17 protein-coding genes are annotated in these 15,408 nt (G+C 46.1%); 14 read left to right on the forward strand and 3 right to left on the reverse strand.

All coding sequences use genetic code 11. From position 1 onward, the window contains the following. The first annotated feature begins 20 nt into the window (after positions 1-20). From TSUB_RS22660 to TSUB_RS22685, 6 genes are all read left to right on the forward strand, one after another. Positions 21-941, forward strand: a complete 921-nt coding sequence (locus TSUB_RS22660) for a siderophore ABC transporter substrate-binding protein (protein ID WP_087017917.1) — start codon at positions 21-23, stop codon at positions 939-941. Positions 942-1,001: 60 nt separating this feature from the next. Next, the gene (locus TSUB_RS22665; protein ID WP_087017919.1) at positions 1,002-1,943 is read left to right on the forward strand and encodes an ABC transporter permease; all 942 of its coding nucleotides are present in this window, start codon (positions 1,002-1,004) and stop codon (positions 1,941-1,943) included. Next, entirely contained in the window at positions 1,936-2,886 is a 951-nt protein-coding gene (locus TSUB_RS22670) for an iron chelate uptake ABC transporter family permease subunit (protein WP_087017921.1), read from the forward strand. The genes TSUB_RS22665 and TSUB_RS22670 overlap by 8 nt, the downstream gene beginning before the upstream one ends. Positions 2,887-2,896: 10 nt before the next feature. Beyond that, on the forward strand, positions 2,897-3,655 hold the full coding sequence (locus TSUB_RS22675; protein WP_087017923.1) for an iron ABC transporter ATP-binding protein: 759 nt from the start codon (positions 2,897-2,899) through the stop codon (positions 3,653-3,655). Between the two features lie 114 nt (positions 3,656-3,769). Further along, complete coding sequence (locus tag TSUB_RS22680) at positions 3,770-4,699, forward strand: LysR family transcriptional regulator (protein WP_087017925.1); 930 nt, start codon at positions 3,770-3,772, stop codon at positions 4,697-4,699. A gap of 97 nt (positions 4,700-4,796) precedes the next feature. After that, positions 4,797-5,411, forward strand: a complete 615-nt coding sequence (locus TSUB_RS22685; protein ID WP_087017927.1) for a LysE family translocator — start codon at positions 4,797-4,799, stop codon at positions 5,409-5,411. Here TSUB_RS22685 and TSUB_RS22690 read toward each other — a convergent pair. Together TSUB_RS22690 and arfB are read right to left on the reverse strand one after the other, a co-directional pair. Beyond that, on the reverse strand, positions 5,408-6,505 hold the full coding sequence (locus tag TSUB_RS22690; RefSeq protein ID WP_087017954.1) for an alkene reductase: 1,098 nt from the start codon (positions 6,503-6,505) through the stop codon (positions 5,408-5,410). The two genes, TSUB_RS22685 and TSUB_RS22690, sit on opposite strands and share 4 nt — an antisense overlap. A gap of 116 nt (positions 6,506-6,621) precedes the next feature. Next, positions 6,622-7,035, reverse strand: a complete 414-nt coding sequence (arfB, locus tag TSUB_RS22695; protein ID WP_087017929.1) for an alternative ribosome rescue aminoacyl-tRNA hydrolase ArfB — start codon at positions 7,033-7,035, stop codon at positions 6,622-6,624. Positions 7,036-7,624: 589 nt separating this feature from the next. Here arfB and TSUB_RS22700 point away from each other — a divergent pair. The 6 genes from TSUB_RS22700 (at position 7,625) to TSUB_RS22725 (ending at position 14,004) form a co-directional block, all read left to right on the forward strand. Next, positions 7,625-8,548 carry a DMT family transporter gene (locus TSUB_RS22700; RefSeq protein WP_087017931.1) on the forward strand — a complete coding sequence of 308 codons (924 nt, stop codon included), beginning with the start codon at positions 7,625-7,627 and terminating at the stop codon, positions 8,546-8,548. A gap of 128 nt (positions 8,549-8,676) precedes the next feature. Further along, positions 8,677-8,994, forward strand: a complete 318-nt coding sequence (locus tag TSUB_RS22705; RefSeq protein ID WP_159064818.1) for a hypothetical protein — start codon at positions 8,677-8,679, stop codon at positions 8,992-8,994. A gap of 1,084 nt (positions 8,995-10,078) precedes the next feature. Continuing rightward, positions 10,079-10,501 (forward strand): DUF3859 domain-containing protein, encoded by a 423-nt coding sequence (locus TSUB_RS22710; protein ID WP_087017935.1) that lies wholly within the window; start codon positions 10,079-10,081, stop codon positions 10,499-10,501. 239 nt (positions 10,502-10,740) lie between these two features. Continuing rightward, a complete protein-coding gene (locus TSUB_RS22715; RefSeq protein ID WP_087017937.1) occupies positions 10,741-11,292 on the forward strand; it encodes a GNAT family N-acetyltransferase in 552 nt (183 codons plus the stop codon). A 367-nt stretch (positions 11,293-11,659) separates the two neighbouring features. Beyond that, on the forward strand, positions 11,660-11,974 hold the full coding sequence (locus tag TSUB_RS22720) for a hypothetical protein (protein ID WP_087017939.1): 315 nt from the start codon (positions 11,660-11,662) through the stop codon (positions 11,972-11,974). Between the two features lie 584 nt (positions 11,975-12,558). Continuing rightward, complete coding sequence (locus TSUB_RS22725; protein WP_087017941.1) at positions 12,559-14,004, forward strand: family 20 glycosylhydrolase; 1,446 nt, start codon at positions 12,559-12,561, stop codon at positions 14,002-14,004. A gap of 22 nt (positions 14,005-14,026) precedes the next feature. Here the strand turns inward: TSUB_RS22725 and TSUB_RS22730 are convergent, their stop codons facing one another. Further along, the gene (locus TSUB_RS22730) at positions 14,027-14,518 is read right to left on the reverse strand and encodes a hypothetical protein (RefSeq protein ID WP_087017944.1); all 492 of its coding nucleotides are present in this window, start codon (positions 14,516-14,518) and stop codon (positions 14,027-14,029) included. Between the two features lie 123 nt (positions 14,519-14,641). Between TSUB_RS22730 and TSUB_RS22735 the strand changes: the two genes are divergently transcribed. Further along, on the forward strand, positions 14,642-14,959 hold the full coding sequence (locus tag TSUB_RS22735) for a cysteine-rich CWC family protein (RefSeq protein WP_246616483.1): 318 nt from the start codon (positions 14,642-14,644) through the stop codon (positions 14,957-14,959). Positions 14,960-14,971: 12 nt separating this feature from the next. Further along, on the forward strand, positions 14,972-15,322 hold the full coding sequence (locus tag TSUB_RS22740) for a hypothetical protein (protein ID WP_087017946.1): 351 nt from the start codon (positions 14,972-14,974) through the stop codon (positions 15,320-15,322). Positions 15,323-15,408 lie beyond the last annotated feature (86 nt).

The following is a 15,408-nucleotide window of genomic DNA, read 5'->3' on the forward strand; positions in this document are numbered from 1 at the left end:
ACATTACGGAATACGAAATAATGAAGGCGCTGAAAACCCTCTTTACCCCCCTTGCTCTCGCTACCTCACTGACATTTTCTGGCTTTGCTCTTGCTGACACGATTACTGTTCAGCACGTCGCTGGCGAAACCACGCTCGACACCAATCCACAACGCGTTGTGGTAATGGGCCTAGGCAGCCTTGATGTGCTAGATACGTTAGGTATTGAGCCTGTAGGGATGGTTAAAACCTATCTGCCTTCATACCTAGAAAAATACCAAGCGGACGAGTTTAAAAACGTGGGCTCTATGTTCGAACCAGACTTCGAGACCATTTTCACTTTGAAGCCTGATCTGATCATTGCAAGTCCGCGCACCGCGCCGCTTGCTGAAGAGTTATCTAAGATTGCGCCAACCGTTGTATTCCAAGTTGATAGCGCAGGTTATTGGGAAAGCACTCAGCAAAACTGGCGCATGATTGGCAAGATCTTTGAAAAAGAGAAAGAAATCGAAGAGTACATCACACAGTACCAAACTCAGATCGATGACATTCGCCAATTTGTTGAAGCGGGTGAAATCGATGCTCTAACAGTAATGACAAATGGTGGCAATCTGTCTGCGTTTGGCGAGCAGAGCCGTTTCTCAAGTATTTACAAAGACTTCGGATTTAAAGAAGCACAGAGCGGCATTGTTGAATCGACGCATGGTAATCTGATTTCATTTGAATACGTCGCATCAGCAAACCCAAGCGTTATGTTTGTTTTAGATCGCGACCAAGCGCTTGGCCGCGGTGACAGTGCCGGTAAGGCACTCCTCGATAATGACCTTGTCAATGGCACTAAAGCGGCCAAAAACAACCATATTACTATCATGGACGGTAATGCTTGGTACCTCACAGCAGGTGGCATGGACGCAACACAAGTCATGATTGATGACATTCGTTCTGTATTAGATCAAGAATAATGGGTTCAGGCAGCAACGCGTTGCCCAACAACTCGTGTTAGCAGGATTATCGTGAAAGTAATGTTAATGGGGCTGGGGATCATTATCCTCGGCCTTTCTTCGCTTTTTATTGGCGCTGCAGATATGCAGCTTCAGGCCATTCTAGCCGGTGACACCGACGCACTTACCATCTTTTTTGTCAGCCGTGTTCCGCGCCTGATTGCCATCTGTTTAGCGGGGGCGGGTTTAAGTGTTGCAGGCCTTGTTATGCAGCAAGTGTGTCAAAACCGCTTTGCCTCACCGTCCACAACGGGCACCATAGATTGTGCAATGCTAGGTTACGTATTTGCATTGGTTTTTGCTTCCAACAGCAACTCGACGGTGACCATGCTGTCGATATTTACGTTCTCTATTCTCGGCACCCTACTCTTTGTTCAGTTCTTGCAGCGCTTAAAGTTCAAAAATGTCATTCTCGTGCCGTTGATCGGTATTATGTATGGCAATATAGTTGGGTCACTCACCACCTTTATCGCCTACAAATACGACCTTGTTCAGAGCCTCTCCGCTTGGACAGTGGCGAACTTTTCGTCGGTATTGCGCGGAAACTTCGAACTCCTCTATGTCGCTATCCCCGCGTCAATACTCGCTTACCTTTATGCCAGTCGATTTAGTGCCGCGAGTATGGGGGAGAGCTTTGCGAAAAATATCGGCCTAGATTACAAGAAAGTGGTGTTTATTGGTGTCGTGATCGTTGCGGTGCTGTCCTCTTCTGTCGTGATGATCGTCGGTATGATTCCATTCCTCGGTTTGATTGTCCCCAATGTTGTCTCGCTGTTTAAAGGCGACAACATGCGTAAGAATCTACCTTTCACTGCTTATTGGGGCGCAGTCTTAGTACTTTGTTGTGACGTGCTTGGCCGTGTTGTCATCTTCCCTTATGAAGTCCCCATCTCCATGATCATCTCTATCGTCGGTGGCGTGGTCTTCATTTACCTAGTAATGCGAGACAAGAGCAATGCGTGATCGCTATAAACTGATTATTCTGGCGGTCGCAGCCATTGTGATTACAGCTGTTTTCTTGGGTAAAGGATTAAATGCTGATAACTATCAATTTTTCCTTTCTCGCCGTTCGCCTAAAGTACTGGCGATCATTTTTGCGAGTATCGCGATTGCGGTTTCTTCTCTGATTTTCCAAACCATTACCAATAACCGTATACTGACTCCCTCCATCATGGGGTTTGACTCTTTATATCTCCTTACGCAGGTACTCATTGTCTCCCTGTTCGGTGGTATGAGTAGCTTGTTCATTGATGCGAAGCTCAATTTTCTCGCTTCAACGACCTTGATGATGTTGTTTTCGACCATTTTATTTGGCCTCTACTTCCGTAAGAAAGGCGCGAATATCTTCTCACTTCTCCTTGTTGGGGTCGTTTGTGGCTCGCTCTTTGACAGTATCGCTCAGTTTCTGATGATGGTGATGGATCCCAATGAGTTCATGAATGTGCAAGACAGCATGTTTGCGAGCTTTAATAATGTAAACGGCGAGCTTGTTTACTGGAGCATGTTTCCACTCGCACTGATCCTCATTTATCTGTTCAAAGTGGCTTCAACACTCGATGTATTTTGGCTTGGCAAAGACAATGCGACCAGCTTAGGCATAAATACCGACAAGGTCGTACGCAAAATGATGTTTGTGATCGCCCTGCTTATCTCCATATCTACCGCGTTGATCGGGCCTGTACTCTTCTTTGGTCTGATCGTTGTCGCCCTCACTCGACAACTCTTTAGCAGCTATCAACACAGTGTATTGGTGACGGCCACCAGTTTATTGGCGGTGGTTATGCTGCTCGGAGGGCAGTGGGTAGTCGAAAACCTACTGGGATTCCAAACCACGATTAGCGTGATTATTAATTTCTTTGGTGGGATCTATTTCTTGTTCCTACTACTGCGTAACAAGTTGAATTAAGGCATCAGCGATGATTAAAATTTCTGGACTCACAAAAAAATATGGCGACACCTTTGTGGTTAAAGACGCTGATGCACTTTTTCCAAAAGGCGAAATCACCGCGATTATTGGCCCAAATGGCGCGGGTAAAAGCACCTTACTTTCAATGGCAAGTCGCTTGACCGAAAGCGATGCGGGTAACGTTTTTATCGCCGATAAGCCACTCAGTGAATGGGATAGCAAAGCACTTGCTAAACGCCTTGCGGTGTTACGACAATCGAACAACATTAACATGCGGTTTACGGTACGTGAATTAGTTGCCTTTGGCCGCTTTCCGCATTCACAAGGTCGCTTGAACGAGGAAGATAACCGGATTGTAGACCAAGCGCTTGCACACCTTGATATCACCTACATTCAAGATAAGTACATCGACCAACTCAGCGGTGGGCAACGCCAGATGGCATTTATTGCCATGGTGGTTGCGCAAGATACCGATTATGTCTTCCTCGACGAGCCTCTCAACAACCTCGATATCAAACACTCGGTACAGATTATGCGGAACCTACGGGTTCTAGCGCACGAGTTAAACAAGGCGGTTGTCATTGTCATCCACGATATTAACTTTGCTTCCTGCTATTCCGACAATATCGTCGCATTGCGACGCGGCGAAGTGGTAAGCAGTGGCAAAGTCGCCGACGTAATTCAAAAACCCATCATGGAAGATATCTACGGCATCACGTTTGATGTTAAAGAGATCGACGGCAACCGCATCTGTCTCTACTATGGTTGATAGCCTCTGAATAGAGATGATCGAAAATGCGTTTTTATTTTTCGATCATCTTTCTCGCTAATTCGGTATTTTATCGATAATAATGAGCTATCTCGCAAGCAAGTCGGAGTGGCCATGCCCGAGCGAATTAATCTCAATCTGTTACACACCCTACTTATTCTATTGGAAGAGCGTCATGTGAGTCGCTGCGCTGCCCGCCTTCATCTCACGCAATCGGCAGTCAGTCGACAGTTGGCGCAGCTAAGAGACCATTTTCAAGACCCCTTATTTGTCCGCAACGGCAACCAACTGGTAACGACCCCGAAAGCAGACACGCTACACCAGCAACTCAACACCCTTTTTAACGATGTCGGAAAAATCGTTGAGCAAACCCAGTTCATTCCGGCGCGCTGGCAAGGTGAGTGTGTTTTTTCATCATCAGACTATGTGGCACAGTACATCTTCCCTGACATCGTTAGCGCGATTCGAAAGCAAGCGCCTGAGGGACGTTTTTCCTATACCTTATGGCATCAAGAGTACCTGGATAAGCTTGGTGACAAGCAAATTCAGCTCGCTTCCACCATGCTACAGGAGGCGCCAACCCACCTCTCATCAGCATTAATTGGTGAAGATAAAGCTGTCTGTGTGATGCATGAGCGCCATCCACTCGCTCACTTGGATAATCTATCGCTAGAGAATTTTCTCCACTATCCCCACATACGGATTTCAGGCGGTGGCGATAAGGACAGTTTTGTCGATAGACACCTGCAAGGACTGCAGCGCTCACGTCATATCGCGGCCACCGTGCCTTTTTTCTCATCGGCATTCACCCTGCTTGCCCATGAGCAGTACTTGCTGACAATACCCCATCACATTGCTCACAATTTGAAATCCACCTGCCAACTCACTTTCAAGCCGATGCCTTTTGAAGTACCCACTCATCGTTACTGGCTACTCTGGCATCCCAAATATGAACACGATCCGGCACATGTTTGGCTGAGAGAGCAAGCACTGAGTATCATGCGGGACTCTATGTATTCAGTAAGCTGTCGTTCTTCGGTATGATTTTAAGTCATATCACCTATAACAATAACTGATTTCATTTCATTGCCTATTCTTGGTAGTTTTATGCGCAGATTATTAGCACACTATCAGGAATGTCATGGAACTTAGCATCTGGATTTCACTCTTCACGATTTGTTTACTCGGTGCTATGTCACCAGGGCCAAGCTTAGCGATCGTTGCAAAACACAGCTTGGCGGGCGGCCGTAAACACGGCCTTGCCACGGCATGGGCGCACGCCTTAGGCATTGGCATTTATGCACTCATAACGGTGTTAGGGTTAGCGATCTTACTCGAACAACTCCCCCTACTTTTTAAAGCGATCAGTTTGGCTGGTGCGGCCTATCTAGTCTGGCTGGGGTATAACGCGTTGCGCTCTAAAGGCGGCCTGGTCGATAGGCTAGAGTCTGGAGAAGCGGTAACTATTACCCAATCCGCTAAAGAGGGCTTTCTTATCTCTTTGCTCAGCCCGAAGATCGCCCTCTTCTTTACTGCCTTGTTCAGCCAGTTTGTGGCGGCAGGCGACGCGCCATCGGGCAAAGTGCTCATTGTCGCGACTCCCCTTCTTGTGGATGGCCTTTGGTACACCTTTATCACTTTCATGCTCTCAAGCCCAACACTGATCGATAAGCTAAAAAGCAAGGCAAAGCTCATCGATCAAGTGTCTGGCGCCGTACTTATACTGCTTGCGCTGCGCGTGGTATGGACGATTTAGCGAGAATATAGCGGGTAGTCAGTCAATCCCTTCGCAGCTCCACCAAACAGGGTATCTGGATCATGTTTTGCTAATGGGTAACCTTTCTCTAGTCTCTCGGGCAGATCCGGGTTAGCCACGAAGGGACGGCCAAAGCCAATCATATCCGCTAACCCCGCTTGAATTGCTTGCTCCGCTTTTTCGCGATCATAGCGCCCCGCATAGATCAGTACGCCTTGATAGGCTTCTCGTAATGCTTTCTTAAACGACAGTGGTGTATCAGGGGCATCATCCCAATCCACCTCTGCAATGTGCAGATACACTATCTTGTGCTGATTTAGGAGCGATGCGGCCGCAGTATAGGTTTCGATGGGACTGGCATCGACTGTCCCATTCAATGTCGTCAGTGGTGCCAAACGAACGCCTACACGCGATTCACCAATCGCATCCACCAGTGCGGTTACCACTTCATCGAGGAATCGCAGGCGGTTTTCTAAACTGCCACCATATTCATCGGTGCGCTGATTTGATTCTGAATCAATAAACTGGTTTACCAAATATCCATTTGCAGCGTGGAGTTCAATGCCATCGAATCCGGCCTCAATCGCATTCAGTGCAGCTTGACGATACTCCGCAATGACACCTTGAATATCCGCTTTACTCATTTCGCGGGGCTCAACCACATCGACAAAACCCGGTGCATCGGTACCATTATCAATGAACACTTTCACATTTTGTGCCGCGAGTGAGGAAGAAGAGATGGGTTGATTGCCTTTGATGTTGTCGGGATGCGTCACCCGCCCCACATGCCAAAGTTGTGCGAAAATTTTACCACCAGCTTGGTGCACTGCATCGGTGACCTCGCGCCATCCGGCAATCTGTGCTTGTGAATAGATGCCGGGAGTCCACGCATATCCTTTGCCCATTGGGCTAATTTGAGTACCCTCTGCGACGATCAGACCCGCTGACGCTCGCTGAGCATAATAGGTCGCCATAAGCGAGTTTGCGATATCTCCGGGCTGAGTTGCGCGAGAGCGCGTCATCGGCGGCATGACAACCCGATTTTGCAGTGAAAGCTCGCCTAAATCGATAGGCGAAAACAGTGAAGTAGTCATCAGTGGCTCCTGATCTTGAACTTTGATTTCAGGCAAGTCTAACAATGACTTAGACAGGCAGGTAGCCACGATTTTGCAAATGACTTTTGCAATTAATGCAAAGTGTTTCAAACGCGTTAGTATGTGACCTTGCCACGTAGTGACTTCGTTTGGCCACGCTGGGATTTTTTGTCCATACGACGCCGTTGTGAAGCGCGCGTTGGTTTCGTTTCTCGACGCTTTTTTCGTTCAACCATTACAGAGCGAATCAAGCTTTGCAGCCTCGCTAGCGCATCTTCACGATTCTGCTCTTGGGTGCGAAATTGTTGCGCTTTAATAATGATCACACCGTCGGTGGTCACGCGCGAGTCCGAAAGCGCCAACAACCGCTCTTTGTAAACCGCAGGCAATGTCGAGCGCTTGATGTCAAAACGAAGATGAATGGCACTTGATACTTTATTCACATTCTGGCCGCCCGCGCCTTGCGCACGAATCGCTGTCATTTCGATTTCCCAAGGCGCCAGGGTGACGTTGTTGGATATTTCTAGCATTTACTCGTAAACCATTCCGTTAAGAAGCCCAACTCGCTTGGACTGTTACTATATATACTCAAGCCACCTCAAGATGCTTGTTCAGCGAGAATTTCTAGGTTTGCCATCGAGGCACTGCTTTGAAGGTCTAGTCAACTAAATCAAAAAGCAGTAACAAAGGTGGCGAGCCTAGAAAACTCGCCCTTCGGGAAGCGACTAGCGCCCCGATTTCTGCGTTAAAGGTGTTTGAAAGGGGAAAGCCATTTCTTGACACCTTTGCCTTGAACTCGACGCGCTAGTCGGCTTCTGAATCCTGCATCTTGAGGCGGCTTGAGTATATCAGTCTATTTTACCTGAGTGACTATTTTACCTGAGAAAGTACCAACCTTAAATCCGCAAAAATAAAGCCGTTGCATATTGATGCTATTTGTTGCATTGTTTTTGTATGAACAGATTTTTGATTTCTCTCTTTTGGCTCCTACTCATGCTGCCTGACGGCCGGTAGGATTCTTGACATCCGGCTGCAGGCAATGCAGCTGGAGAGAATAACCGCCACATCCCCCTCCTCTGCATTGACCCGCTAGCCTTAACACAATACAAGGAAGCAATAATGCAAAGTGTCTCAACGAAGCTAACCCCCCAATCTAACCGACATAGACAATTAGGGTTTATTCTCGCGCTTACCGGGTGCGTACTCTTTTCTGTCAAACCCGTTTTCGTCAAACTTTTGTTTTTACATGACGCCACAGTGATGGAAGTGATGTTTCTTCGCGCCCTTTTCTCCGTTCCTATTTATGTGGTCACTTTCCTTCTGCTACTGAGAAGTCAAAAAAATCGCGCTTTGTTAAAAACACAACTGCTACCAACGTTAGGTATTGGTTTTCTGGGTTACGTCATGGCCTCATATTTAGACTTGGAAGGGCTAACCTATGTCACTGCGCAACTGGAGCGCTTAATCATCTTCTTATTCCCATCACTGGTGGTATTCATCAACTGGGGCTTTATGGGAATTAAACCGTCAAAACTGATGTTGTTCACTTTAGTCATTGGGTATGTAGGCATCGGCTTGATTGTTGCTCATGATATGTCATCCATGGGCAACGATGTCTTAATCGGTAGCGCTATATTGGCACTCTCTGCGCTATGTTTTGCGATTTACCTGATCTTAAGTAAAAAACAAATCCAGAAAGTAGGCAGTACGTGGTTTACCTGTGTCGCCATGGGCGGTGCGACAGCAACCTTACTCCTGCTCACCACGCCAGCGACTCGCCCATTGAGCGAGTTTTCAATGGAAACCCTTCAGTTGGGCTTTTTGATTGGTATCGTCTGCACCGTGTTGCCGTCATATCTTATTGCTGCCGCGATGGCCAGACTCTCTCCGGCCGTTCTGAGTTTAACCTCAAATGCAGGCCCCGCAATCACGGCAGCACTGGCAGTCACTGTATTGGGCGAAGTCTTTACCCTTTGGCATGCCATTGGCATGATTTTGGTCATCTATTCCGTGTATCTTTCGAACAAACTCTCCTCCCAATAAAGCATCCGCCCTTGGCTTCGGATCACGGAGCCAAGATTGGCGGTTTTCCCTGACAATTCCCTGACATCTCAACCCTAGCAAAGCGATAATCTCCACAAGGTATCAAAAAGACGTTTTAGGTTATGACCATGAGAAAATCGCTACGCTCAACGCTTCTTATTGCCTCTCTACTATGTGCTCCAGCTATCGCCGCACCGTCTCTCGTCGCGCAGGCTGAAATTGCCTACGGAGACTACGAGTTTATCGAGCAAGTACAAATTCAGGGGGATATCCAAGATAGCTTGCTGCAACTTGTCGATAAGCAGCTCGAAGACAAGTCTTCCGCTGTCTATGTGATTGATGAAATTGCGGAGAATACCGCTGAAGACACATTCACTGTGCTCGTTTCCCTCTACGACATCGCGCCAAATGGCTTCGCTCATCAATTTGGTGAAGTGGAGAGTTAACGTTTAGCCAACACCCAGTATTCGCTCATCAACACGATAACCAACAGAGAAATACTCACGCCTAATAACGACAAAAGCCAGAATCAATGATTCTGGCTTTCTAAATTTGATGGACCTGAGTCGGATCACTGTACTCAGGTCATTTTACTTAGTTTTTAAACGAAAGTGGCTTCGATTTAGTACCTTGAGTCAGATGATAGTACCAAAGTCTTCTAGCTCGGTTTTTCATTGTTAACTCCTTTTCTAATTATTATCTAGCAATGATGTATTGCCATTATGCTCAACGCATTGAGCTATCTTATGTCAGTAATAATGAACAAAATATGACACAAGATGCGCATCATGATGTCTATTTGTGGAATATGTCACAAAAAGGACGCTATAAGCGAGCTGCATCATGCATTCAAGGGATAGTCGTTAAAGAGGAAGGGAACAGCGCTAACAGCAATATCTACTTTTGTTCTCCATTCTTAGACTTTAACTAACCATCGATAAGGTCAATATATCACCGTTACACCTAATTGCAATATGTTGTGGCACAAAATCACAGTCATTTTTGCGTGCTCATTCTCATTTTTTGACCAGCCCCAAAACCCTTGATAATTCCTTATAAATTCGAAACTTAGCGTCAGGCTACATTCAGGATTACAACCATGAAACAACCGTTAACAAGTCACAAACAAACAATAAACATCGCTTCTAATTCCATCCATATTGGGCCTTAAGGTAAACACAGCATCCTTTTTTAATTACGGTAAAATCATCATTAATTGACCCCAGCAATTATACTCCAGCCACCTCAAGATGCAGGATTCAGAAGCGGCCTAGCGCGTCGAGTTCAAGGCAAAGGTGTGAAGGAATGGCTTTCCCTTTCAAACACCTTTAACGCAGAAATCGGGGCGCTAGTCGTTTCCCGAAGGGCGAGTTTTCTAGGCTCGTCACCGTCGTTACTGTTTTTTGATTTAGTCCACTAGATCTTCAAAACAGTGCCTTGTTGACAAGCCTAGAAATTCTCGCTGAACAAGTATCTTGAGGTGGTTTGAGTATAATTACCTATTAATCATTAAAATAAGCACAATTTTCAATGGCAAAATCTAAATACCTCGTCGACATTGTCAGCTACGGCATCTATACCAAGTGGGATGGAAAATCTAAACAACTACCCAAGATTCAAACCTTCACAACGGACGTTCCCGCCGAGATAGACGTCGAGTTTGGCTTTACCGTCAACATCAAAAGAGGCAAAGGGAAAGTGCTACAGTACTGCATTTACCATCCCAACATTACCGATGCTCAAGGCGAAATCATGGCCCCGTTTGAAGGTGACGTCCATATTCGCAACAATGACTGGGACTTTTATCTCGGTGACACTATCTGGGCGCCGATAGAGAACAAGCTTGGGGACTGGCGAATGACCATGGAAATTGATGGGATTCTCATTGCTGAGAAGACCTTTAATCTCTACTCTGCGGGTGAAAGCCAATTTTGGAAACGTCGCGGCTATTAACCGTTGTGACATCATATGATCATTTTTACTATCTAGAGTCATACTGGAAAGCGCATTGTTGCATAGGCGAAAATAACACCCAATAAGAATGACGCCGATAATCAGTGAGCGCGCCACAACATGGATTCTGTGGTAGCGCTGATTTAGACAACTAAGGATAGCGAGTTTAAGCCGTACGCTATGCCGTTGAGACTTCGCATACTTGATGATGCGTTGACATAGACAGTTAGGAGTGAACTATGTTCAAGCAGCCCAATGTTCTAACCCCTCGATTAATACTGCGTCCCTTTGAACTTTCCGATACCAACAAAGTTCAAAAGTTTGCTGGCAATGCTCATATCGCGATGAGTTCTGCCAATATTCCTTATCCCTACGAAGATGGTATGGCTGGACTGTGGATAGGTTCTCATTCAGCATTGTGGCAAAAGCGAGAAGCCGCCCACTTCGCTATCGTCGAGAAATCGTCCACCCAACTGATTGGTTGTGTCTCTTTGCAAAATATCAGTTTTTCGCGTGCACAGCTTGGATACTGGGTTGCAGAAGCGCACTGGAACAAAGGCTATGGTACAGAAGCAGCAAAAGCAGCAATTAACTTTGGTTTTGAACAATTCAATCTCGATTGTATCTATGCTCAGCACTTAAGTAAGGATACCCGCCCCGGCAAAGTCTTAGAAAAGATCGGGATGCGCCATGTCTCCACCAAGCGTGACGCAGTACGTATTGAACACGTCAGTGAAGACGTTGAATACTATGAAATTGAACGGTTACATCACCAAAAAATGGCAATCTAGCCATGTTAAGTACTGCTTTTTGCCAATGGCGATCATGCCATTGGCTATGTACCAAGGCAAATTGCATCTGTAATCTGCACTGCAGACCCAATAAGGCATAACAATTTATTCAAATGCCGCACGGTATAACGCCATTCCTTCACGCGTTTACCTCGATCTCGACGCGCGAACCCGCTTTTGCACCCATCCTCTTGAAGTGGTTAGAGTTTATTGCTCAAGCCAGCTCAATATCTCAAGTCATTCAAGCGCATTTTTTAATCAATCCTGCGTTTTTTTGAAAGCACTTTTGGATTAACAGGTCTTATTGATTGATATATTACTTAGCGCGCTAGATTGCCCCTCTCGATATAAATACGAGGATACAATTATGTTAGGTATTAAAGCATCGACACTTGCTGCACTTATATTCGCTTCTAGCTCGGCACTGGCAGATATAAAAATTATTGACACCGAGAATGGCGCATGGGTAACCGTACGTGATATGAACGGAATGCCACAAGCTGGCGCTATGGTTAAGTTTACAAATGTTCCTCAAGACCGGGAAGTTTACACCACCAATGAAAACGGGCGAGTGTTTATCCCTATCACACTTGAACGATCGCGCTCAATACGCATTGAAGCAGTATCAGGAAACGGACTCACTAAAGAGGAACTCGCTTTTCATCACAGCGCCAGTGATTAGCATATACTCAAACCTCCTCAAGATGCTTGTTCAGCGAGAATTTCTAGGCTTGTCAACAAGACACTGTTTTGAAGATCTAGTGGACTAAATCAAAAAACAGTAACGACGGTGGCGAGCCTAGAAAACTCGCCTTTCGGAAAGCGACTAGCGCCCCAATTTCTGCGTTAAAGGTGTTTGAAAGGGGAAAGCATTCCTTCACACCTTTGCCTTGAACTCGACGCGCTAGGCCGCTTCTGAATCCTGCATCTTGAGGTGGTTTGAGTATATTCCTATTTTTAATACATAACAGAGAAGGATTTCCCCCTTCTCTGTCTTTATATTGTGTCAATATTGAACGATTTAAATTATTTGTTGCGCCAAACTCAGATCAGCCTATTATATTCGTCGTCAATACTTTATCTTTCTTTGGCTGAACCTCACAATTTACGCCTTGGGTACAAGATATTAATCACAGCTCATAGTTATTTTCTTAAGTAAATGATACTTAATAATAGCTAAGCAACTCAACGATTCGGGTTAAAAACACACAGACAATACAAAGACGGCTCCATGCTAAGAACAAAGTCTTGCACTTCAAGGATTTTATGAAAAAACGCTTTGCTTTTATTTGCTCATTTTTTTGCCTTTTCAGCACCTATGTATTGGGCAACAAGCCGAATACAGATCTTCCCTTAATGCCCTATCCGCAAGTGGTCACCTTGCACAATGCGGATCACTTACTCATCGATAGCACTTTCTCCGTCGCGCTCACAGGTGCATCTTCTGAGCGTTTGGAAAAAGCCACGCAACGCCTGATGGATAGATTAAGTCGTCAAACGGGTATTACCTTCACCCCCCTCAATCACAATGCAGTGCTGAGTATTGAAGTCGACACTGTGCCAACTTCCACCTTCCAGTCAGTGGTAGAAGATGAAAGCTATACGCTTAAAATCACCTCTAAGAATGCAAAACTGATAGCCAATACAAGCTTTGGCGTATTTACTCTCATCACCGATAATCTCAATCGCCAACGCGGTTTTATCGACTTTGAAGGCGAACCTCGCCAAGATATCTTTGATCTCACCCACTATCATGGTGTGACTTCGTTCTGGCTAGACACCTGGAGGGGGGAAACCCGTCCGGTTGTTACCCTACGTGATGGTATGCTGACAGGACAGCTATTGATCGGCAACTTGCCCTATGCGATGACAGGAATGCAGATTGGCGGGAGCACGATGCCAAACACGCAGCCACCAGCAAACAATCCTCCCTTAACCCTTACCGCCGAGCAGTCGCGGCTCATTATGGGCGGAGAAGTCACTATCTGGGCACAGCATGTTCATGCTGATACCATGGAAATCAAGTTGTGGCCTCGCACTTATGCGATTGCTGAACGCCTGTGGTCGGCGGAAAATCTTACGGATGTTGATGCCATGTACCAGCGACTTGAAGCGATCGATTTGTGGTCCACGCTTTCTGTCGGTTTACAGCATCACCAAAACGCAAAGCAAAACTTGATTAAGCTGAGTCGTAACCATGACACTGAGCCGCTTGAAGTGCTCTCTGAAGCCATTGAGCAGGTACACACCTATCAACGTAAGGAGAGTCGAAAATCGCCGCCTAAACTGCGTGATAATTTGACCTTTTCAGACGCGATTGCCGCAGAGAGTAAGCAAATCCGCGAGCTCAAACACGCCGTCGTTGACATTGTTCAGGGTGACTTAAGCGAAATCGAAGCCGTACGTTCGCTCCTCTCCCGCTGGCAAGCCAATACTGATGCCGTGTTACCCATCATAGATGAAAACCGTGACTTGCATAATCTCGCACCTCTAATTAAACAGGTTGATGATATTTCTACACTGGGTTTATCACTCCTTGACCATATCGAGTCAGGCGAGCCACTGTCGGCGGCAATCAAACAACAAGGTCATCAAATATTGAGAAAATCAACCAAAGTACACGATGAACTCATCGTCTCATCTGCCTATGCGATTGAAATCCTCTATCTCCACCTTACCCATACCCATGTTGTCTTAGCACTCGAGGACTAAACTCAACCACAATCAACGAGACTTACTCGTTACGACGTAAGTCTCGTGCCAAAATAAGCGCTAAACCGATGATCTGCAAAAATAGCGCTAGGTTACGATACATCGACATATCTCGCATTAACCTCTGGTACGACTCCCCATATTGAATGTTATCAAAGTACCGACCATCAATGCTGTTGCGCAAAACCGTCTGTTTACCATCAAGCTGCGCCAACATGTCGCTCAAACTCCCTCTAGGATCCATTTTGATCCAAGGCTCAAGCACTACAATAAGGTGTGCGTCCAGCGGCCCCTTTTCTGCTTGAACGTCATACAATACTAACCACTCTTTTTTTCGCTCAAGCGTTTCAATCTGCTGCCATACTTGGTCAATCAGCAACCGATTTTCTTGACGCTTTTGCTCTATAACCCCTGCCTCAATACTCAGGTGATCAACCTTTAAATGCGTCAGCAGTGCTGCGGCAATATTGAAAAGTAGCCCCACAGCGACAACAAACCAAGTTGGGATTGTCATACCACGTCTGCTCCCTATAAAACGGTGTGACACATCATTTGCGTTCACACAGTTTCTTGCATCATCAAGTCCGTTAGGTATATGCTTTGCGCCGATATACCAAGCCACTAAGTAGAGTTTAGAATGATCGCTTCACCTTGCGTCGCAAAATGTAAGCCAGAAAATGGGCTTTGCACAGGCTGTCTGCGCACCATCAATGAAATTGTCGGTTGGGTACAACTGACCGACGCGCAGCGAGACTACAAAATTAAAAGCGTGCGTCGCATGATAAGCACCCATACCTGTCCGGGATGCCAACAGCCCACTCAGTGTGATATCGCAGCAGGAAAAGAGACGTGTTGGTGTTTTGACTTACCCAAATGTGATACACCGGAACCTGTTACCGACACATCACAATGCTATTGCCGTCACTGTTTGACGACTATGGTCAATCAAGAGTAATCAACACACTTTATGAGATTTGTATGGATATTGGCACTGCTATTGAGCGGTGTAGTACAGGCGAAATTGCCTGAAAATGAACGTGTTTGCGAAGATCGCTTTACCCAAAACATGTTAAACCAACAGCGGATTTTCAGTGATCGTGCCTTAGAGCCAAAAGTCAGAAGACACGCTGAGCGTGCCATTGACCACGCACGAGAAGTCTATGGTAACAGCCATAGTTTCTGTGCCGCCAATGACGCTTTAGTACATTATGCCGAAGATGAATCAAAAACTGCTGGGCACGCGTTTCGCGATGGTGAGGTTAACTACTTCGGTCGTGGGGGTTTAAATTTCCGTTTCGGAAAAAGCAAGAACGATTAGTTGCTCCTCCTTTACACGTTTCATTGAATCTGCACAACAAAAAAAGCCACACAGTCATTAGTGTGGCTTTGTCTTACGGTGTGAAT

The sequence above is a fragment of the Thaumasiovibrio subtropicus genome (genome assembly GCF_019703835.1).
GTDB lineage: Bacteria > Pseudomonadota > Gammaproteobacteria > Enterobacterales > Vibrionaceae > Thaumasiovibrio > Thaumasiovibrio subtropicus.